The 21158-nt window shown below is 58.2% G+C and carries 23 protein-coding genes and 1 pseudogene; 20 read left to right on the top strand and 4 right to left on the bottom strand.

Going from position 1 to position 21158, the window contains the following annotated elements:
- Positions 1-70: 70 nt before the first annotated feature.
- Positions 71-1036, top strand: a complete 966-nt coding sequence (locus H2515_RS01840) for a magnesium and cobalt transport protein CorA (RefSeq protein WP_035194772.1) — start codon at positions 71-73, stop codon at positions 1034-1036.
- 9 nt (positions 1037-1045) lie between these two features.
- Here the strand turns inward: H2515_RS01840 and H2515_RS01835 are convergent, their stop codons facing one another.
- Positions 1046-1774 (bottom strand): 16S rRNA (uracil(1498)-N(3))-methyltransferase, encoded by a 729-nt coding sequence (locus H2515_RS01835; protein ID WP_071182798.1) that lies wholly within the window; start codon positions 1772-1774, stop codon positions 1046-1048.
- A 67-nt stretch (positions 1775-1841) separates the two neighbouring features.
- Between H2515_RS01835 and H2515_RS01830 the strand changes: the two genes are divergently transcribed.
- From H2515_RS01830 to H2515_RS01765, 14 genes are all read left to right on the top strand, one after another.
- Positions 1842-2285, top strand: a complete 444-nt coding sequence (locus H2515_RS01830) for a hypothetical protein (RefSeq protein ID WP_065414159.1) — start codon at positions 1842-1844, stop codon at positions 2283-2285.
- Positions 2286-2311: 26 nt separating this feature from the next.
- On the top strand, positions 2312-3127 hold the full coding sequence (locus tag H2515_RS01825) for an inositol monophosphatase family protein (RefSeq protein WP_071182797.1): 816 nt from the start codon (positions 2312-2314) through the stop codon (positions 3125-3127).
- A gap of 55 nt (positions 3128-3182) precedes the next feature.
- Entirely contained in the window at positions 3183-4127 is a 945-nt protein-coding gene (glpX, locus tag H2515_RS01820; protein ID WP_035194762.1) for a class II fructose-bisphosphatase, read from the top strand.
- A 25-nt stretch (positions 4128-4152) separates the two neighbouring features.
- Positions 4153-6150, top strand: a complete 1998-nt coding sequence (gene tkt / locus H2515_RS01815) for a transketolase (protein ID WP_071182796.1) — start codon at positions 4153-4155, stop codon at positions 6148-6150.
- A gap of 35 nt (positions 6151-6185) precedes the next feature.
- Complete coding sequence (gene gap / locus H2515_RS01810) at positions 6186-7202, top strand: type I glyceraldehyde-3-phosphate dehydrogenase (protein ID WP_014027694.1); 1017 nt, start codon at positions 6186-6188, stop codon at positions 7200-7202.
- A gap of 14 nt (positions 7203-7216) precedes the next feature.
- Positions 7217-8422 (top strand): phosphoglycerate kinase, encoded by a 1206-nt coding sequence (locus tag H2515_RS01805; protein ID WP_071182795.1) that lies wholly within the window; start codon positions 7217-7219, stop codon positions 8420-8422.
- Complete coding sequence (gene pyk / locus H2515_RS01800) at positions 8419-9858, top strand: pyruvate kinase (RefSeq protein WP_014027692.1); 1440 nt, start codon at positions 8419-8421, stop codon at positions 9856-9858. Before H2515_RS01805 ends, pyk begins: the two co-directional genes overlap by 4 nt.
- Before the next feature lie 108 nt (positions 9859-9966).
- Positions 9967-11037: a class II fructose-bisphosphate aldolase gene (gene fba / locus H2515_RS01795; protein WP_014027691.1), complete on the top strand. Its 1071-nt coding sequence runs from the start codon at positions 9967-9969 to the stop codon at positions 11035-11037.
- A gap of 64 nt (positions 11038-11101) precedes the next feature.
- Positions 11102-11764 (top strand): ribulose-phosphate 3-epimerase, encoded by a 663-nt coding sequence (rpe, locus tag H2515_RS01790; protein WP_014027690.1) that lies wholly within the window; start codon positions 11102-11104, stop codon positions 11762-11764.
- Between the two features lie 3 nt (positions 11765-11767).
- Positions 11768-12448 (top strand): phosphoglycolate phosphatase, encoded by a 681-nt coding sequence (locus tag H2515_RS01785; RefSeq protein ID WP_035194751.1) that lies wholly within the window; start codon positions 11768-11770, stop codon positions 12446-12448.
- A 109-nt stretch (positions 12449-12557) separates the two neighbouring features.
- Positions 12558-14075, top strand: a complete 1518-nt coding sequence (gene trpE, locus H2515_RS01780; protein ID WP_014027688.1) for an anthranilate synthase component I — start codon at positions 12558-12560, stop codon at positions 14073-14075.
- A 51-nt stretch (positions 14076-14126) separates the two neighbouring features.
- A complete protein-coding gene (locus tag H2515_RS01775) occupies positions 14127-14387 on the top strand; it encodes an AbrB/MazE/SpoVT family DNA-binding domain-containing protein (RefSeq protein WP_014027687.1) in 261 nt (86 codons plus the stop codon).
- A complete protein-coding gene (locus tag H2515_RS01770) occupies positions 14374-14793 on the top strand; it encodes a type II toxin-antitoxin system VapC family toxin (protein WP_035194747.1) in 420 nt (139 codons plus the stop codon). Before H2515_RS01775 ends, H2515_RS01770 begins: the two co-directional genes overlap by 14 nt.
- Before the next feature lie 8 nt (positions 14794-14801).
- Positions 14802-16382, top strand: coding sequence for a Fic family protein (locus tag H2515_RS01765; protein ID WP_198660802.1), 1581 nt, complete (start codon positions 14802-14804; stop codon positions 16380-16382).
- Between the two features lie 48 nt (positions 16383-16430).
- Here the strand turns inward: H2515_RS01765 and H2515_RS01760 are convergent, their stop codons facing one another.
- Positions 16431-16571: a hypothetical protein gene (locus H2515_RS01760; protein ID WP_156103937.1), complete on the bottom strand. Its 141-nt coding sequence runs from the start codon at positions 16569-16571 to the stop codon at positions 16431-16433.
- Between the two features lie 341 nt (positions 16572-16912).
- Here H2515_RS01760 and H2515_RS01755 point away from each other — a divergent pair, with 341 nt between their 5' ends.
- Positions 16913-18091, top strand: a complete 1179-nt coding sequence (locus tag H2515_RS01755; protein WP_198660801.1) for a tyrosine-type recombinase/integrase — start codon at positions 16913-16915, stop codon at positions 18089-18091.
- On the opposite strand, the gene H2515_RS01750 is transcribed toward H2515_RS01755, so the two are convergent.
- Both H2515_RS01750 and H2515_RS01745 read right to left on the bottom strand, forming a co-directional pair.
- Positions 18088-18351 (bottom strand): helix-turn-helix transcriptional regulator, encoded by a 264-nt coding sequence (locus tag H2515_RS01750; RefSeq protein ID WP_198660800.1) that lies wholly within the window; start codon positions 18349-18351, stop codon positions 18088-18090. The genes H2515_RS01755 and H2515_RS01750 overlap by 4 nt on opposite strands.
- 235 nt (positions 18352-18586) lie before the next feature.
- Positions 18587-18991, bottom strand: coding sequence for a hypothetical protein (locus tag H2515_RS01745; RefSeq protein ID WP_198660799.1), 405 nt, complete (start codon positions 18989-18991; stop codon positions 18587-18589).
- A gap of 102 nt (positions 18992-19093) precedes the next feature.
- Between H2515_RS01745 and H2515_RS01740 the strand changes: the two genes are divergently transcribed.
- From H2515_RS01740 to H2515_RS15955, 4 genes and pseudogenes are all read left to right on the top strand, one after another.
- Positions 19094-19408, top strand: a complete 315-nt coding sequence (locus H2515_RS01740) for a transcriptional regulator (RefSeq protein WP_198660798.1) — start codon at positions 19094-19096, stop codon at positions 19406-19408.
- Positions 19408-19629, top strand: coding sequence for a hypothetical protein (locus H2515_RS01735; protein WP_198660797.1), 222 nt, complete (start codon positions 19408-19410; stop codon positions 19627-19629). Before H2515_RS01740 ends, H2515_RS01735 begins: the two co-directional genes overlap by 1 nt.
- A gap of 186 nt (positions 19630-19815) precedes the next feature.
- Positions 19816-20301, top strand: a pseudogene (locus H2515_RS16440) (helix-turn-helix domain-containing protein); the annotation flags it as partial.
- 300 nt (positions 20302-20601) lie between these two features.
- Positions 20602-21156, top strand: coding sequence for a hypothetical protein (locus H2515_RS15955; protein WP_232821501.1), 555 nt, complete (start codon positions 20602-20604; stop codon positions 21154-21156).
- The last annotated feature ends 2 nt before the right edge of the window (positions 21157-21158 follow it).

The raw sequence follows: 21158 nt of genomic DNA, 5'->3' as shown, positions 1-21158 counted from the left end.
GCCGGAGACAGGGCTTATATCTCCGGCCTGTTTTTTTAAGGCAGGTCATTCCCATCTGAGGACTGAACGGATGCTCATCAACTGCGTAGTGTATAACGATGGTCGCAAACAAGCGGATATTCCTCTCGAAGAGATTTCAGCGCACTTACATCAACCCGGTAACTTTGTCTGGGTGGCGCTGCAAGATGCCAGTGAAGCAGAATTGCGCGCCATGCAGAAGCAGTTCGGGCTGCATGAACTGGCGGTAGAGGATGTCTTTAACGGGATACAGCGGCCCAAGGTCGAGGAGTATGACGAGCACCTTTTTGCCTACCTGCAAGTGCCTGCCTACCATGGCGGGGAGGTGCATATCGGTCAGATCAGCATTTTTGTCGGGCCCGATTTCGTGCTTTCGGTACGCCAGAACTGCGAACAGACCTTACTGGGGGTGCGCGAGCGCGCGGAACGGGAACCGCATCTGCTCAAATATGGCTCTGTCTATGTGATGTATGCCCTTTCGGACGCCGTTGTAGATCTCTTCTTCCCCGTAGTAGATGCCCTGGATGATGAACTGGAACAACTGGAAACCGCCATGTTTCATAATCAGGAAACCCGCAAAAACATGGAGCGGCTCTACGATATTAAATACAAGGTCAACGTGCTGCGTCACGCCCTCCTGCCCCTGGCCGATGGTTTCAACAAACTCTACGGGGGCCGGGTTCCGGCGCTGGTGGGCGATGCCGAAAACTACTTCCGCGATGTCCATGATCACATCATGCTGCTCAACAGCCAGTTGGACTCCATGCGCGACACCATTTCCACCGCCATTCAGGTGAATCTCTCCCTCATCACCATTGACCACGGGGAAGTTAACAAAAAACTCGCCGCCTGGGGTGCCATCCTGGTACTCACCACCATTTTTACGGGCATCTGGGGTATGAACTTTAAGTACATGCCGGAATTACACTGGAAGTTCGGTTACCCGCTGGCTTTGCTCATCATGGCCAGTTGCGCCGTTTATCTTTATCGACACTTCAAGAAGACGGGCTGGATCTGACGGGGCGACTCAGAGATCGCCCCACAACGCCTGGGCGACGGCGATGGCGGCGATGGCCGCGGTCTCCGCGCGCAGGATGCGCGGTCCCATGCGCAACAAGCGAAAGCCGTGGGCCCGCGCGGCGGCCACCTCCTCCGCTGCCAGCCCACCCTCAGGGCCACTGAGCAAGGTAATCTCCGGCCCCGGATGACTTTCTATGCTGACGAAGCGCGCGCTGCCCTCCGGGTCGAGGACCAAGGGCGTTCCGCGCACGGCATCCCAGGCCACTTCCAACGCCAGAGGCGGGGCCAGCTCCGGGATGGTCGTGGCGCCACTTTGCTCACAGGCAGCAATGACGATGTCCCGCCAGCGCGCCAGACGCTTCTCCCCGCGCGCTTCACTCAGTTGCACTACCCCATGGCGGCAGGCCACCGGTTGAATCCGCCGCACCCCAAGTTCTACCGCCTTCTGCAAACTCCAATCCCAGCGCTCTCCCCGGGTCAGGGGCAAAAAGACCTGAATGGCCAAGGGCGAGAGCGTCACCTGCAGGTGACGCCCAGCAAGCTCCAGCAACGCCACCCCTGAAGACACCCCGACCAGAGTGGCGTGATAGACAGCACCATCCCCATTAAACAAGGTAAGTGGCTGCGCATTTCGGGCGCGCAACACCTTGAGCAAATGGTGACTGGGTCCGGCGGGAAGCAAAAAAGGTCCGCTTTCAGGGAGATTGGAATCAGCGTATAAGTGAATGCGTGGCATAGGGTCTGACATTGAGCAGGAGAACACGGGTGGGATTATATCATCGTGACACTGGCGTGGGTGACCCATGATCAAAGACACCGATTGCCGTCGCCCCCCCGTCTGGCAGACACGGCCCGGGCTGGTTCCGGCCTGGATTTACAATCAGGTCATCATTCTGCAACATGCCGCCCCGGGCCCCGTTTTCATCCCCTTGCGCTACGTCTCGGTCATGGCCATCCTGATGGAGCGGGAATGGGTGTTCTGCGACTACATCGGCGGGCGCATTGCGGTCAGCGTTTGGCACCACTTCGCCACCCAGTCCCGGGACGACCTGCACGAGGGCGTGACCTGCCAGATGGATCTTTTCAGTCCGGAAGGAGAAGAGATTCTGCGCCGCCTGCCCATGGAATTTCATCAGGCCCTGAACAACGCCGTCAAAAAGTCCGCAGAAAAAAGGCGCCACCCTGCCCAAGTGATCGCTCTGGATACCCAGCTGCGTCGGGGCCGAAACCCAGAGGCTGAGCACTAAGACGCGTACCGGAGACAACACCCATCATGACACCAGAAATCGATCAACAATGGGTGGGCAAACTGCTGCGCACCTGTGCCGAACGCTTCATTCTACCCCGTTTCCACACTGTCAGCGCCAACCGTAAACCCGATGGCAGCATCGTCACCAGCGCCGACATTGATAGTCAGAACTTTTTGCAGGACATGCTTGCCGCCCGTTACCCCGACATTCCCCTGCTTGGCGAAGAAATGAGCCTTGCCGAACAAGCCCGCCTGTTACAGGAAGCAGACACGCTCTGGTGCTTGGATCCCCTCGACGGCACCAGCAACTTTGCCGCCGGTGTCCCGGTGTTCGGCATTTCCCTGGCCTTGCTGCAAGGCGGGCGGTCCATGCTTGGCTGGGTGTATGATCCAGTGCGCGCCGAGCTTTTCTCCGCAGCACAGGGCGCTGGTGCATGCATGGATGGCGTACCCCTGGCGGCTCGCCAGGCACCGAAGCTCCAACACTGTGTCGGGGTCGTCGACTACAAAAGACTCAGCCGCCCCCTCGCCCTGCGCCTGATTGACGAGCGCCCCTTCCACAGTCAGCGCAACTTCGGTGCCTCCGTCCTGGAATGGTGCTGGCTGGCCGCTGGCCGCTATCATTTTTATCTGCATGGCGCCCAGCAACTCTGGGATCGCGCTGCGGGTGCCCTGATTCTCAATGAGGCAGGCGGGCGAGCCACGCAACTTAATGGCGACGGCCTGAGGGAAAGTGATCTGCCACCACGCTCCATCCTCGCCACCCTCGACCCCCAACTCCACGAAAGCTGGAGACGATGGCTGGAAACCGCCGCCGAGTTCCCAAATGCAGCCCTTTGATTTATGCTAAAACGATTATTGTCTTCTACTAATCCATCACTGAAGGAAAAACCCCATGGCCTCCATTGGTAATCTCGCGTTGTCCCTGCTTCCCGTTACTGAATCTGCGGCCCGCGCCGCCAGCAGCTGGATCGGTCGGGGGGAAAAGGAACTCGGCGACGGTGCTGCAGTGGATGCCATGCGTTCCGCCATTGCCCAGGTCCCCATGCGTGGCCTGGTCATCATCGGTGAAGGTGAAAAAGACGAAGCCCCCATGCTCTATAACGGTGAGGTGGTAGGCTCGGGTACCGGCCCGGAAGTAGAGATTGCGGTTGACCCCGTCGAAGGCACGACCTTCCTGGCTCAGGGCATGCCCGGCTCGATCTGCGTACTGGCGGCGGCCCCTAAAGGCAGCATGTTCCAGCCTGGTCCGGCCTACTATATGGACAAACTGATTGTCCCGGCCCCGGCCCGCGGTAAAATTGATCCTGCCGCACCGATGAAGGACAAGCTCCACGATCTGGCCCGTGCCCTCGGTAAAGAGGTCCGCGAGCTGCGCATTTTTCTGCTCAAGAAGCCCCGCCACGAAGCCATGATTCGCGAGATCCAGGCGGCCGGTGCTACCGTGCGTTTACAGACGGACGGTGATGTCAGCGGTGGCATCATGGCCGCCCTCGGCACCAAGGTGGACGCCATGATGGGCATTGGCGGCACCCCGGAAGGCGTCATTTCCGCCTGCGCCGCCCGTGCCATGGGTGCCGACATGTTTGGTTGCCTGTCGCCGCAGAAGCCCGGTGAAGCCGAAGCCATCGCCGCCGCCGGTCTTAAAGCCGGGCAGTGGTTGAGCCGCGATGAGCTGGTGTCCAGCGATGATGTGCTGTTCGTGGCTACTGGCCTGACTTCCGGCGACATCCTCGATGGTGTAACCCGTTCCCACTATTTCGTAGAGAGCGAGAGCCTGGTCATTTCCGGTCACGACGGCATCCTGCGCCGGGTCCGTACCCACCAGCGTATCGACTGATTTTTATTGATAAGGAGTGTTGTTTATGACTATCACCCGTACTGATCTGGCGAATGCTATCCGCGTTCTCACCATCGACGCCGTAGAAAAAGCCAAAAGCGGCCACCCCGGCATGCCCATGGGCATGGCGGATATCGCCGAAGTGCTGTGGAACGACTTTCTCGTCCACAACCCGGCTAACACCCACTGGGCCAACCGCGACCGTTTCATTTTATCCAACGGGCACGGGTCCATGTTGCAGTACGCGCTCCTCCATCTCACCGGTTACGATGTCTCCATGGAAGACCTTGAGAGCTTCCGCCAGTGGCACAGCAAGACCCCCGGCCACCCGGAATATCGCGACACTCCCGGCATCGAGACGACCACCGGTCCGCTGGGTCAAGGGCTCGCCAACGGCGTCGGCATGGCATTGGCCGAGCGGATGCTGGCATCGCAATTCAACCGCCCCGATCATGAACTCATCAATCACTACACCTACGTCTTTCTCGGTGATGGCTGCCTCATGGAAGGCGTCTCCCACGAAGTCTGCTCACTAGCCGGCGTCTGGGGCCTCAACAAGCTGATTTGCTTTTACGACGACAACAACATCTCCATCGACGGTCATGTGGATGACTGGTTCAGCGATGACACCCCGGCGCGCTTCGAGGCCTATGGCTGGCATGTCGTCCGCCATGTGGACGGTCACGATCCTGAAGCTATCAAAAAAGCCATCGTCGAGGCCCGCAAGCAAACTACCAAGCCAACCCTGATTTGCTGCAAGACCGTCATTGGTCATGGTTCACCCAACAAAGCCGGTACCCACGACGTCCATGGTGCGGCGCTGGGTGCGGAGGAAATCGCCCTGACCCGCCAGAATCTGGGCTGGAGCAGCGAAGCCTTCGAGATTCCCGAGGCGGTCTACCATGCCTACGATGCACGCGCCAAAGGGGAATCAGCCGAAAGCGCCTGGCAAGAAAAATTTGCCAAATATAAGTCCCTTTTCCCGAAAGAGGCCGCCGAGTTCGTGCGTCGCCTGTCGGGCAAACCCAGTGCTGACTTCGACAAGGCCATCGCCCGGCTCATCAGCGATTTCCGCAAGGAAGCGCCGAAGATCGCTACCCGCGTCGCCTCCGGCAAAACCATTCAGGGTATTGCTGCGACACTGCCCGAGTTTCTCGGCGGCTCTGCCGACCTGACGCCGTCCAACAATACCCGCTGGAAAGAAGCCATCGACATCGGCAAGCATCGTCTGATGGGTAACTACATCCACTACGGTGTGCGCGAATTCGGCATGTCCGCCATCATGAACGGTGTCGCCCTCTACGGTGGCTTCCTGCCCTTTGGCGGCACCTTCCTGATCTTCTCCGACTACAGCCGCAACGCCATTCGTATGGCGGCGCTGATGGGTATTCGAGTGGTCTACGTAATGACCCACGACTCCATCGGTCTGGGCGAAGATGGCCCCACCCACCAGCCCATTGAGCAGGTCAACAGCCTGCGCCTCATTCCTAACCTGCATGTCTGGCGCCCGGCAGATGCCGTGGAAACCGCCATCGCCTGGGAGTCCTCCGTCAAGCTGGAGCGGACGCCGTCCCTGCTGGCTCTCAGCCGACAGAACCTCCCGGCCCTGCCCCATACCGACGAAACCGTGGCCAACGCCCACCGTGGCGGCTATGTGATCAAAGATGCCGAAGACGGCAAAGCCAAGGGTATTCTCATCGCCACCGGCTCTGAAGTGGAGCTGGCACTGGCAGCACAGGCCAAGCTGGCGGAGCAGGGACATCCGGTGCGCGTGGTTTCCATGCCCTGCATGGACATCTTCGCGGCCCAGGATGCGGCGTATCAGGAGAGTGTCCTGCCCAGTCACATCACCAAGCGGATCGCTATCGAAGCGGGCACCACCGGGCTCTGGTACAAGTATGTGGGCCTGCACGGCGCGGTCATCGGCATAGATCATTTTGGTGCCTCGGCTCCGGCGCCGATTCTATTCGAGAAATTCGGCTTCACCGTGGATAACGTCGTCGCACGTTTCCAGGCACTGTAAATATTTTTATTCTTAACATTTAAGGAGTTAACATTATGGCGTTGCGTATTGGTATCAACGGCTACGGGCGTATCGGACGAAATATCCTGCGGGCGGTATACGAAGCGAACCGGACCGACAAGGTCCAGATCGTCGCGGTTAACGATCTCGGGAGCCCCGAGACGAATGCCCATCTGACACAGTACGATTCCGTGCATGGCCGTTTCTTCTTGCCGGTAAGCGTGGACGGCGGGGACATGCTGGTAGGTGACGACCGTGTCAAGGTACTCGCGGAACGTGATCCCGCCAAACTGCCTTGGGGCGATCTGGGTGTCGATGTCGTGTTGGAATGCACCGGCTTCTTCGCCTCCCGCGAAAAGGCCGCCCTGCACCTCAAAGGCGGCGCCAAGAAGGTCTTGATCTCTGCTCCTGCCAAGGACGCGGTGGATCTGACGGTGGTGTACGGCGTCAACCATCAGTTGCTTGACCCGGCCAAGCACCACATTGTCTCCAACGGCTCCTGCACGACCAACTGTCTGGCGCCGCTGGCCAAGACCCTCAATGATCTCGCCGGCATCGAGGGTGGCACCATGAATACCATCCACTCCATGACCAATGACCAGCGCATTATCGACGTCTATCACGAAGACCTGCGCCGCGCCCGCGCTGCCGGGATGAGCATGATCCCCACCAGCACCGGTGCCGCCAAGGCCATCGGCCTGGTCCTGCCGGAGCTGGCCGGCAAGCTGGACGGCTTCGCCATCCGCGTGCCCACGCAGAACGTCTCCCTCGTTGACCTCACCTGTATCGTCAACAAGGAAGTCTCCGTCGATGAAATCCATGCGGCGATGAAAGCGGCCAGCCAAGGCGCGCTCAAGGGTGTTTACGGCTACAACGACAAGCCCCTGGTCTCCATCGACTTCAACCATAATCCGCACTCCTCCACCTACGAGTCCTCCCTGACCAAGGTCAAGGGCAAACTGGTCAAGGTCTGCTCCTGGTATGACAACGAGTGGGGTTTCTCCAACCGCATGGTGGATACCGCCCTTGCCATGATGGGTCAGGCCCGCTGAGAGGGGAACTGACCATGAATATCATGCGTATGACGGATTTACCCCTGAAGGGCAAACGGGTGCTGATTCGCGAGGACCTCAATGTCCCCATGAATGATGCGGGGGCCATCACCGATGACACCCGTATCCGCGCCAGCCTGCCCACCATTCGCGCCGCGCTGGAAGGCGGCGCGCGGGTGCTGCTGATGTCCCATCTGGGGCGTCCCAAGGAAGGTGTTTTTGACGAAAAGGCCAGTCTGGCCCCCATCGCCACGCATCTCGGCCACTTACTGGGCCGCAATGTACCTTTGGTGCGGGATTGGCTGGATGGCGGCAAGGATAGCCTCGCCCAGTTGCAGGACGGGGATGTGGTCGTCCTGGAAAACGTCCGCTTCAATGCGGGCGAAGGCAAGGATGACGAAGCGCTGTCCAAAAAAATGGCCGCGCTCTGCGATATCTATGTGATGGATGCTTTTGGTACGGCCCATCGTGCCCAGGCCAGCACCCACGGCGTCGGCAGGTTTGCTCCCATCGCCTGCGCCGGCCCGCTGCTGGTCAACGAACTAGAGGCGCTCGGCAAGGCACTGCAAAATCCCAAGCGTCCTTTGGTCGCCATTGTCGCCGGGTCCAAAGTCTCCACCAAGCTGACCATCCTCAAGTCCCTGGCGGACAAGGTGGATCAACTGGTGGTAGGAGGCGGCATCGCTAACACCTTCATCCTCGCCGCCGGTCATTCCGTGGGCAAGTCACTGTGTGAAGTGGATCTGGTACCCGACGCCCAAGCCATCATTGCCGCCGCCAAAGCCAAGGGTGGCGACGTCCCGCTGCCCTCTGACGTGGTCGTCGCCAAGGAGTTTTCGGCAACGGCCCCGGCGCGGACTTGCGGCGTGGCCGAAATCGCCGCCGATGATATGGTGCTCGACATTGGTCCCGATACCGCCAAGGTCCTGGGCGACATTCTGCGTAAAGCAGGCACCATCGTCTGGAATGGTCCGGTCGGGGTGTTTGAGTTCGACGCCTTTGCCGGCGGCACGGAAGCCATTGCCCACGCCGTAGCCGAAAGCAGTGCCTTCTCCATTGCCGGAGGCGGTGACACCGTCGCTGCCATCAACAAATTCAACATTGAAGACAAAGTCTCCTATATCAGTACGGGTGGCGGTGCCTTCCTGGAATTCCTCGAAGGCAAGACCCTGCCCGCCGTAGCCATGCTGGAAGCACGTGCAAGAGGTAAATTCAATTGATACGCCGGACGAAAATCGTCGCAACCCTGGGTCCTGCCAGTTCCGATGTGCAGGTCATCGATCGTCTGATCGAGGCGGGCGTCGATGTCGTCCGCCTCAATTTCTCCCACGGCACGGCGGAAGAGCATATCCAGCGTGCCGATATGGTGCGGGAAAGGGCGCGCGCCCATGGCCGTGCCATCGGTGTGTTAGCTGATTTGCAGGGGCCCAAAATTCGTATCGGCAAGTTTGCCGAAGGCAAAATCCACCTCAAGGAAGGCGAGCCTTTTATCCTCGACACCACTTGCGCCCTCGGCGATCAGACGCGGGTGGGGGTGACCTATCCGCAACTGGTCGGGGATGTAGACCGGGGCGCGACCCTGCTGCTCAATGACGGCATGATCGTCCTCTGGGTAGAAAAGGTACAAGGTCACGAGATTCACACCCGGGTCGTGCAGGGGGGTGAACTATCCAACAACAAGGGCATCAACCGGGCTGGGGGCGGACTGACCGCACCGGCGCTGACCGACAAGGACAGGGCTGACATTATTACCGCCGCGCGCCTGGAAGCCGACTATCTGGCGGTTTCTTTTCCGCGCAGTGCAGCAGACATGGATGAAGCCCGCCGTCTCTTCCGGGAGGCGGGCGGACATGGGGCAATGGTTGCCAAAATCGAGCGGGCCGAGGCAGTAGAGGCCATTGAAGAAATTCTCGCGGTCTCCGAAGTCATCATGGTGGCGCGCGGTGATCTGGGCGTTGAAATCGGCGACGCCGCAGTGCCCCCCGTACAGAAGCGGATTATTGCCCTAGCGCAAAAATACAACCGCCTGACCATCACGGCGACACAGATGATGGAATCCATGATTCATCAGCCCATTCCTACCCGCGCTGAAGTATCCGACGTCGCCAATGCCGTGCTCGACGGGACTGATGCCGTGATGTTGTCTGCAGAAACGGCGAGCGGCGCATTCCCCGTGGAGGCCGTTGCGGCCATGGATCGAACTTGTCGCGAGGTCGAGCGGCAGGCACCCATCAACAATACCCTACCGATTCTCGACCGGCCACTGGAACGGATGGACGAAACCATCGCGGCTGCCGCCATTTTAGCCACCATGCGCTCCCCCATCGTCGCCATCGCGGCGTTTACCGAAAGTGGCTCCACCGCCTTATGGTTGTCCCGTGCCAATCCCCGGGTGCCGATCTACGCGTTAACGCCGCAGGTCTATACCCGGCGCAAGGTGACTTTGTATCGCGGGGTCCACCCGGTGAATTTTCCCCAGAGTCGCCATGATGATCCGGTGCAGGTCATGCGGGCGGCAGAAGACGAACTGCGACGACGCGGTGTCGTTCGCAACGGTGATCTGATCCTCATTACGATTGGCGAACCCATGGGTGCCTCCGGTGGTACCAACACCCTCAAGCTGGTGCGTGTCGGAGATGTTACGCATCGTGCTTAAATCTGTTTCTTTTGAGACTGTTACCGGGGTCCACTTGCAGTTTACGGGGTCCCTCTATACGATTACTCGATACCAACCAATTTTTCATTCACGTTTAGGAGAAGCATTATGGCCCTAGTTTCCTTGCGCCAGTTATTGGACCACGCCGCCGAGCACAGCTACGGAATTCCGGCTTTCAACGTCAACAACCTGGAACAGGTGCGCGCAATCATGGAGGCCGCTGCTGCCGTTGACGCACCGGTTATCCTCCAGGCTTCTGCCGGTGCCCGCAAATATGCCGGCGAGCCCTTCCTCCGCCACCTGATTCTCGCCGCCATCGAAGAATATCCGGACATCCCCGTCGTCCTGCACCAGGATCACGGCGCCAGCCCGGCGGTCTGTATCCAGGCCATTCGCTCCGGTTTCTCCAGCGTGATGATGGACGGCTCCTTGCTGGAAGATGCCAAAACCCCCGCCAGCTATGACTACAACGCCACCGTTACCGCCAGAGTTGTGGAGATGGCCCATGCCGTCGGCGTCACCGTCGAAGGCGAATTGGGTTGCCTCGGCTCCCTGGAAACCGGCCTCGCGGGTGAAGAAGACGGCGTCGGTGCCGAAGGCTGTCTGACCCATGACCAGATGCTGACCGATCCGGAAGAAGCCGCGCTCTTCGTCAAGGCCACCAAGGTCGATGCCCTGGCCATCGCCATCGGCACCAGCCATGGTGCCTACAAGTTCACCCGGCCGCCGACCGGCAAGGTGCTGCGCATTGACCGCATCAAGGAAATCCACGCCCGCATTCCGGACACCCATCTGGTCATGCACGGCTCCAGTTCTGTGCCCCAGGACTGGCTGAAAATCATCCACGAGTTCGGTGGCGATATCGGCGAAACATATGGTGTGCCGGTAGAAGAAATCCAGGAAGGCATCAAGTACGGCGTGCGCAAGGTCAACATCGATACCGACCTGCGTCTGGCCGCCACCGGCGCAGTGCGCCAGAGCCTGTATAAAAACCCCAAGAACTTCGACCCCCGCAAGTTCCTGACGGCTTCCCTCGATGCCATGCGCGACATCTGCCATCAGCGTTTTGAGGCTTTCGGCAGCGCCGGGCAGGCCAGCAAGATCAAGGTCATCCCGCTGGATACCATGTTCAAGCGCTACAGCAAGGGCGAACTCGACCCCCGCGTCACCGGCGTCTAAAACACGCTACTGACCTGTTGGCTGGCGAGAGCGCATGGCGCTCTCGCCCTGTTTTGGAGGCAATATGACCCAGTTCAAGATTTCCCCCTCCATCCTTTCGGCGGATTTCGCCCGTCTGGGTGAGGAAGTGCGCGCCGTCGATGAGGCGGGCGCCGACTACATCCATATCGACGTCATGGACAACCATTTCGTCCCCAACCTGACCATCGGACCGCTGGTGGCAGCAGCCATCAAGCCGCATACCCAAAAACCCCTGGACGTGCATCTCATGATCTCGCCGGTGGACAGCATCATTCCCGACTTCGCCAAGGCCGGCGCTGACATCATTACGGTGCATCCTGAGGCGACGCTGCACCTGGATCGGACCATCCAGTTGATCCACAGCCTGGGCTGTAAGGCGGGTGTCTCCCTCAATCCGGCCACACCGCTCAACGTGCTGGACTATGTGCTGGAAAACCTCGATCTAGTACTGGTGATGAGCGTCAACCCCGGCTTCGGCGGGCAGAGCTTCATTGAGTACACCCTGCGCAAGATCGAGGCGATCCGCAAACGCATCGAGGCCACCGGCAAGGCCATCGAGCTGGAAGTGGACGGTGGTGTCAAGGTGGATAACGTGCGGCGGGTCGCCGACGCCGGCGCCGACGTCTTCGTGGCGGGCAGCGCCATCTACAACACGCCCGACTACGCCGCGACCATAGCCGCCTTCCGCAAAGCGCTGGCGGGCTGAACGATGGTGAAGCTGAACACCAAGCCATTTACCGCGCGCGTCGTCCTGCTCGATCTGGACGGCACGCTGATTGATACCGCACCAGATCTTGCCGGTGCGGCCAACCATGTGCTGCAAAAACTCGGGCGTGCGCCCGCCGAAATGCCGGTCATTCGTGGTTTTATCGGTAACGGCGTCCGTGAACTGATGCGCCGCGCGCTGGCGATCCACAGTGATCCCAGCGAAGTGGAATTGGATGCGGCCATGGTCGATTTCAGCCAGTACTACGGGGAGCATCTGCTAGACCATAGCGTGATCTACCCGGGGGTGCGCGGCACGCTGGAGGCCTTGCAGGTTCAGGGCCGGGAGCTGGTATGCATCACCAACAAGGCGGCGGCCTTCACCGTGCCGCTGCTCCAGCGACTGGACCTGTACGATTTCTTCGGACTGGTCTTGTCCGGCGACAGCCTGCCGCGCAAGAAACCCGATCCATTACCCCTGACCCATACGGCCGAACATTTTCATCAGCCGGTGGGAAACTGCCTGCTGGTCGGCGATTCGCGTAACGACACGCAGGCGGCGCGAGCGGCGGGCATGCCCATTGCCTGCGTGACCTACGGTTATAACGGCGACGAACCGGTCCACTGCCTGGAGCCTGACGCGGTACTGGACAACATGAGCGAATTATTGGATATTCTGGCGTAGATTTGCGAGGAATCAGAGGCATCATGCGGAAAACACTGCGGTGGGAGAGACGATGGCGTTGCTGCTGAAAGGCAGTGACTTCTTTTCTATCGCTCTAACGAGGTGATCCGTGATTCCAAAAGCAACCTTTGAGGCTTTGGCGCGCCAGGGCTACAACCGTATACCCCTTTCCCGCGAGGTCATCGCCGACCTTGACACCCCCTTATCGGCCTATCTCAAACTGGTCGATGGTCCCTATGCCTATCTGCTGGAATCTGTGCAGGGCGGCGAAAAATGGGGCCGTTATTCCATCATCGGTCTTCCGGCACAGCAGATATTGCGGGTCACCCAAGGTGTTGTCACTGTTCATGTGGACGGCGTCGAGACCGAGCAGGCGACCCCGGCGGACCCCCTGGAATGGATCAGCGCCTTCCGCAAGCGCTTTCGTGTGGCACCGCTGGAAGATATCGGTGACCGCTTCAGTGGTGGCCTGGTCGGTTATTTCGGCTACGACATCGTCCGCACTATCGAGCCCCGCCTCGCCCGCAGCGCCCCCTTGCCCGACTCGCTGGATTTGCCGGAAATTCAGTTGCTGGTGGCCGACGAACTGCTGATCTTCGACAACCTGCGCGGGACCCTCCGTTTGCTGGTGCATGCCGACCCCGCCCAACCCAATGCCTGGGAGCGTGGCACCGCCCGCCTGCAGCAGCTCCAGCAGCGGCTGCGCGAGTCGGCACTACCGCCCCCACCGCCGGTGCGCACCAGACCCGTCCGCGAGGAAGATTTCACCGCCAGCTTCAGTCGTGAGGGGTATATGGCGGCAGTGCGCACCATCAAGGAATATATCGGCGCCGGAGACGTGATGCAGGTGGTGCCATCCCAACGCCTGTCCACGCCGCTGACCGCGCACCCGCTGGATCTCTATCGCGCCCTGCGTGGCGTCAACCCCTCCCCCTACATGTTTTATGTGGACTTGGGCGATACCCATCTGGTGGGCTCGTCGCCGGAGATACTGGTGCGCGTCGAAGATGATCAGGTCACGGTGCGCCCTATCGCCGGCACCCGTCCGCGCGGCAAGACCCGCGCCGAAGATGAGGCGCTGGAGCAGGAATTGCTTGCCGATCCCAAGGAACGCGCCGAACACCTCATGCTCATTGATCTGGCGCGCAACGATGTGGGGCGTATCGCCGACACCGGCTCGGTGCAGTTGACCGATTCGTTTGGTATCGAACGCTACTCCCACGTCATGCACATCGTCTCGCAGGTCACGGGACGATTGCGCCCGGAACTGGACGCCATGGATGCTTTACGAGCGACCTTCCCGGCCGGGACCGTTTCCGGTGCGCCCAAGATTCGCGCCATGGAAATCATCCGCGAGGTGGAGCCGGTAGCGCGCGGCGTCTACGCGGGGGCGGTGGGCTACTGGGGCTGGAATGGCAACATGGACACCTGCATCGCCATTCGCACCGCAGTCATCAAGGATGGCATGCTGCATATTCAAGCGGGCGGCGGCATTGTCGCCGACTCGGAGCCCGCGGCGGAGTGGGAAGAGACCATGAACAAACGCCGCGCCATGTTCCGCGCCGTAGCACTGGCCGAAAACGGCCTCGACCCCGAAGGGAGGGCAGATCATGTTGCTCATGATTGATGGTCGGGGTTGTACTGACATCTTCTTACCAGGTAAGAAGTGAGTGCTACCATGCGAACCGTAACTGTTTCTGATAAGGGCCAAGTCGTCATTCCGGTGGAAATCCGTCGTCGCTTAGGGATCACGCCGGGCTGTCAACTCGACTTTAGTTTGGAGGGGCATGTCATCCGTGCGGAGGTGAAACGCCAGGTTACCCCGACGATCGCCGAAGACGGTTTTGGCATGCTGGTTTGCAGGCGGCCGGGCAAACGCCGTCTTGCCGATTTCGATGTCGCCCTCGCCATGCGGGAAACCAAAGATGATCGCCCTTGATACCAACATTCTGGCGCGTTTCTATGTGGCTGACCCGGCTGACCCCGAGGCCGCCAGACAACGTCCGATTGCCCATAGACTCCTGACCGAATCCCCCCAGGTGTTCGTACCCCTGACCGTAATCCTTGAGCTCGAATGGGTCTTGCGCGCCTTTTATGGCTTCGCGGACGAGGATTTCGTCAGGGTCGTCAAACATCTGCTTGGTCTGCCCAACGTCAATGTCGAGGATTGGTCGCGCATCGCCGATGCCTTGGCCTGGCACACAGAGGGGCTGGACTTCGCCGATGCGCTACACCTGCTGGCCAGCAGCCATTGCACGGAATTCATGAGCTTCGATGACCGTCAATTCGCGCGCCGCGCCAAACGTCTTAGTGTTGCACCTGCAGTCGTTGTGCCTGCCAAGTAACCGCCGTCATGCCGTTACCCATCAACATCAATGACCTCCTCCACGGTAAACCCGTCGAATGGGAACGCCTGGAGTTCAAGGCTGGCTGGAACCCGGAGGCTGTCCTCCACACGCTTTGTGCTTTCGCCAACGACATTCACAATCTGGGCGGTGGCTATATCCTGATCGGCATTCAGGAAGAAAACGGTCGTCCCGTACTGCCGCCCGTCGGCCTCGACCCCGCGCAAATCGACGCCATCCAGAAGGAACTGCTAAACCTCGGCTTCAATGCCATTGCCCCCTATTACCACCCTATTGCCGTTCCCGTGGAAATCGAGGGGCGGCACGTTCTGGTGCTCTGGGCTTTGGGTGGACCGACGCGTCCCTACAAAGCGAAAATCAGTCTGGGCAAAGAGAGCAGAGACTACGCCTACTACATCCGCAAAAACTCCAGCACCATACGCGCCAAGGGGGCAGACGAAACTGAGCTGATGTCATTGGCGGCCACCATCCCCCACGACGATCGCGTCAACCAGCAGGCCAATGTGGAAAGCCTCTCCCGTGAACTGATGCAAGACTATCTGCAACAAGTGGGCAGTGATCTGGCCAAGCAGGCACCCGATCTTTCATTGGTAGAACTTGGCCGCCAGATGGGCGTCGTGGGTGGGACAGACGAAGCGCCGTTCCCCCTCAACGTCGGCCTGATGATGTTTAATCCGGAGCCATGGCGCTTCTTCCCTGTCATGCAGATTGATGTCGTCTGGTTTCCCAAGGAAGGGCCGGGTGGAAATAAATTCTCGGAAAAAATATTCAAAGGCCCGATACCCCGCATGACCCGCGACGCGCTCGATTACATCAAGCGCAACCTGATTACCGAAACCGTCATCAAGCATCACGGACGAGCCGAAGCAACCCGCGTCGAAAACTTCCCTTACGACGCCCTCGAAGAAGCCGTCGTCAATGCGGTCTATCACCGGGGCTACGACACGCGCGAGTCCATCGAAATCCGTCTCGAACACACAGAGCTGATGGTCATCAGCTACCCTGGGCCGGATCGCTCGGTGCGGCTGGAGCAACTGCGCGCCGGGCGCGCCCGGCCACGACGCTATCGCAACCGCCGCATCGGTGAATTTTTGAAGGAGTTGGAATTCACCGAAGGCCGTTCCACTGGCATCCCCAAGATCATGGAAGCCATGGAAAAGAATGGCTCCCCGCCTGCCGAATTCGAGTTCGACGAAGACCACAGCTATTTCATGGTGCGGCTACCGATCCACCCGGCGGCATTAGAGGTAGCAGAGTCAGCAACCGGCACTGCGGCGATTCCATCGGTAAAAATGGGCGCTGGCGATACGGCGGCAGGTGCCGGGATCAAGTCGGGACTAAGTCGGGACCAGGTTGAAATCTTGCACAAGTGCTTGGCCGATAGCCCAATTGCAGATCTCATGGCCGTCGCTGACCGGACCAACCGCACCAAGTTTCGGGATCAGGTCATCAAGCCAATGCTTGCCGATGGCCTGCTGGAAATGACCATTCCGGACAAGCCGACCAGTAGCAAGCAGCGCTACCGCATCACCGACAAAGGCCGGAACCTCCTCGCCTCGTTGAATTGAAGGCGCAGCATGAATTACCCCAGCATCCGCATCGAAGGCGCAATCCTCTCACCGGACATCCTCGACCATCTCGACGATGCCGCTGGTCAGCGTCCTGCCGATTTCGGTCTCGACACTGGCACAAGGTCCGTGGGAAGCCATCGACCAACTGGTGAACCAGCTTGGGCGGGTGCTCGGACGAACACCCATCGCATCGGGTGCTGGTGGCTGTCTAAATCGCACTTTTTACGGAGAACGCGTAATCTACAGCCCAATTAAAGCACTGCCTTGCAAAAAGCGGGCATGGAAGAGGGCATGATTCGCGAGTGTTTTATAGTAGAATACATACAAATCAATAGGATAATTTTATTATGCTACTCATGATTGATAACTACGATTATGTTCCAATAAGGGCCATGGACGTTTACGTTTTCTATAATTCCGTATTATATCAGCGTGTAATATTCTAGTGGCTTCTAATAAGACATAATGACATCCAAATAAAAAGCGGGTATAAAAGCGGGTATGATTTCAACCATACCCGCTTTTTTATGCTCACGGATGTAAAAGTTCGCCAGGTCAGGGCTACAGGCAAACCGTGTAAGCTCACCGATAGCAATGGCCTCTACCTAGAGGTTATGCCTAGCGGGGTTAAACATTGGCGCTATCGCTATCGCATATCCGGCAAGGAAAACCTATTTGCCATAGGAGACTATCCAGAAGTCTCCCTACAGGAGGCACGAAGGGCAAGGGATGCGGCCCGCGAGCTGGTAAAACAGGGAACGCATCCCTCTCATGCACGAAAAAAGCTGCAGATAGACCGACAGACGGATAGTGCGGTGACGTTTGAGTTGGTGGCCCGTGAGTGGTTAGCCAAGAAAATGGAGCACTGGACGCCCTACTACCATAAACAAGCCACACAATGCCTGGAGCAGAATGCCTTTCCTCGGATTGGAAAGGCGGCGATTAGAAACGTGAAATCAGCCGACATTCTCGAAATCATGAAAACGATGGAGGCACGCGGCGCCGAGACCTATGCGCTGCACCTGCGTCAGTGGTGTTCGTCCATTTTTCGCTATGCGGTGGTTACTCTGAGGGCCGAAGGGGACCCCGCCGCAGCCTTGAAAGGCGCCATCATCCGCCCGAAAGTCAATCATTGCAGAGCGATGGATAGGGCGGATATTCGTGACTTCCTACGTCGCCTGGAGGGCTACGGTGGGAATCTGACGACGGTCATCATCCTGCGACTTTTGATGTATTTATTCGTGCGAACGGTAGAGTTGCGGAAAGCCCGCTGGGGGGAGATTGATTTGGGTGCCGCGGAATGGATGATACCGGCAGAGCGCATGAAAATGCGGCGAGCGCATCTGGTACCGCTGCCCACTCAGGCTGTGGAGCTACTTACGGTGCTGCAGGGTGTTACTGGGGCTGGTGTGTGGCTGTTCCCGAACTTTCGTAGGCCGACAGACTGCATGAGTGCCACTACGGTCAATCGCGCGTTGGAGCACATGGGCTATCCGTCCGGGTGTTGGACTGGCCATGACTTCCGCGCAACGGCGTCAACGCGCCTGCATGAGCTGGGGTTTGCAAGTGCGGTCATCGAGCGTCAATTGGCCCATGTCGAGGGGAATGCGACTAAGGCGGCCTACAATCACGCCGAATATCTGCACGATCGTCGAATCATGATGCAGGCCTGGGCCGACTGGATCGACGCCACGAAACTACCTTAACCGGTCTTCTTGTCTCGCGCCGCTGTCACTTGGGAGGCAATCCATTCCTGAATCTCAGACTCCAGCCAGCCGACCATGCGCGGCCCTATCTTGATCTGATTTGGGAACTCCCCTTTTTTCATGTAGCTGTAGATGCTGGCGGTACACATGCCTACGATCCCCCGTACTTCTGCAATGCGCAGGATCCTATCCTTGCCCTCTTGCAGATTGTTGAACGTGTTTTCCGGCAATGCGAACAGGTTGGTTTTCGGCTTAGACATGATTTATACCCCTTCTAATGGCTTTCATCGGCACCTAACGCCATCTAATAACATACAGAATACCGTTATGTCAAAATCGCATGAATGTCGATTTACGTTTGAAAATGTCATGCGAGTTTTCCTAAGTGGAAGCGAGATGTGCCGGGTAGCGTTAGCGCGATGGGCGCGCCAACGGAGCCGGTCCGGCATGATTGCCAGACAACCGCTATGCGAGTGATAGGGTGAATCGGTCGATCTATTTTGTACGAAGTAGCGTGTCTATTTTTTCTCGGCGGCGCTGTTCCGCGTCCTGAATCTCTCGGAAGATTCGCTCCTGTTCGCGTTGAGGCAACTGCTGAAAAATCTCTAGTAGCGCCCTATCACGATGATTTGTAATAAAAAGATGTTCAACATCTTCTCGCCCGTTCAGCAGCCAATCGACGGACACTTCCAGCTCATCAGCGAACTTTGGGAGCTTCCGCTTGTCCAGTATGCCGTCATTGAGGAAGTGCTGGATGACCTGCGGCGCCTCTCCAACCTGTCGTGACAGCTCAGCTTTGGTGTACCTGCGTCCCATGGCGAACTCACGCGCCACTTTTCTTTTAAATGCTTGAGTGGCGCGTCCCGCAATTTGCTGGTTGGTCGGTTCATCATCATTCATCCTAAGAGGATACTTGATTATAGACACCTGAACAGATCACTTGACGACAACCCGAATGCAGCATAACGTAATAAATAATGCATGGTTAAGGCTGGTGATATTATGTGTAAACATAAAGGGCGGACAGATGGACTCGCCAAGGTCGGAGGTGGCGGGCGCAAGTGCTCTGGATGGGTGAACAGAGATGTCTTGATCAAGGCGGCACAGTTCTTCGGAAACCAGAGAAAGCTTGCACTAGCGATTGGTGCGTCCCCCGTACTGGTGAACCAGTGGATGCACCAATCCACCACTTTTCGGCCTGAGTGGGCTGTGCGCATTGAGAAGGCATCTCGTGGAGCCGTGCTCCGCGAGGAACTCCTGCCAGACGTTTTCGACCGCTCCTGGTCCAAGCGGAATCCGATCTGCGAGGCGAACTGATGGCACACCCAAAAGGAAAATCCAGGCCATACGCTGTCTGCTGCGAGGACGGTGATGGCGTCCACCCCTTGCGGGGATTCCGCTATGCGACACGGGCGTCTGCGGAGACTGCGCTGGGCGATCTGGATTGCGCGATGTCCTTCAGGCGACACATGGGACTCGGCGGCTGGCAACGCGGCTGGCACAGCTTTGTGGTCATCGACATGAGGGAGGCCTCTTGAGGTCGTTCACGCCCACAAAAAAACAGGCCCAGAAAACTGGACCTGCCTTTCTTTTCGCTGTTGCTGCTCTTCACCGGATATTTGCAGCGGATGAGGCGACCCGTTACAAAGTGGCTACTCTTTCCATAATGAGCAACATAATCAGCTACTTGGTGTTATGCTGGCCTCTTTCTGAAAGCGGGCAAAATGCCATATCAGAAACCCATTTCCATTCCGGATACAAGATGTCTTCTTTCGACGGACGTCATCTTGCACCGATTCAAATTCAACATCACACACTCAGCGCCACATACTCGGCACCACAACCATGCACTGCACAACACGTACTACGAGCACTACGACATGCACTGCACAACACCTAGCTATAATATAGCAGAAAACGGGTTTTACAACACCCATGCCGTGTCGGGGGTAGGGAAGCCCTACGTCATACCAATGGCTATCGTCGGGGCAATGCAGGCGGTGCTGAACGCTGCGTCTGACGTACCCATGAGGGCGCGTTTAGTGCTGGCACAACTCGTTAGTTGTGCGAAAACCCGTAATCTCGCAGAACCCGTATTCCCAAGTGTGGCGACATTGGCGAAGCGCGTTGAATGCTCAGAATCCACGATCCATCGACACCTGAAGGCGTTGGCGGACGCGGGTTACATCGAAAGAAAACCTCAAGGCCACAAAAAAAGGGGCGGGTTGGCCGTTGTTCATACCATGCTGAAACACCGCGTCGCCGCTATCGTTGGGCTCCCCTACAATCCGTATGGATGCAGCCAGCGCCTCCTGTTTGACAACAAAAGCTCGGCAGCCCGCCAGCAATCCGCAGTGGCAGGCGCTCAATACCCAGAGGATCGGCAGGAAAGTTACTCGATAGAATTACCAGCGCCTACCACCCCCCGGCGGCCCAGCAAACCCGTCCCTCACGACAAATTTGTCGCAGTGCAACAGGGGGGTGCCCACGCCAGCATCCCTGAGGACCTTGTGTTTTTGCTCGACAAAGGAGCGCATGTTTTCCAGGTGTGCCGCTGGATGGCTCGCGCCAGGAAAGCAGCATGGAAACTCAGCGACCTGGTCCGGATGCGTAAAGAACGGATACTGAATGCCGGAAATCCCGTAGGTTATCTGGTCGGCCTACTGAAAGCTGCGGAAAATGGTGAAAAAATCACTGATTATGCACCCGGAGCCATGGATACCATGGCCGATGAAATCCGTGCGGCCAACGCCAGAAAACACCAGGAAGAAAAGGAAGCCGCGATGCGAAGGCTGGAGTATACCCTGGTTGAGTGGGCATCGCCTGGAGGCTTGCGATGGGTAAGAACTGAAAAAAACGCAGAGAATGGAAGGATGTATCTGGAGAATCCAATGGTAGATCCCACTGCCGTCCCGAAAGAAGCCATTTCTGTGAAGCTGCTCGATAGTTATGTCCAGGCTGGATCAGCGAAAGTGATTTTTGATTACGGACCTTCCTATGGTGAGGATAACAGTCAAGGGCTTGAGTTGATACAACAGAGTGTTCGGAACATTTCAAGGAGATAGTA

It is taken from the genome of Acidithiobacillus ferrivorans (assembly GCF_016250455.1).
Classification (GTDB): domain Bacteria; phylum Pseudomonadota; class Gammaproteobacteria; order Acidithiobacillales; family Acidithiobacillaceae; genus Acidithiobacillus; species Acidithiobacillus ferrivorans.
Note: the sequence above shows the minus strand (reverse complement) of the source record. Positions and strands in the feature narration are given on the sequence as shown.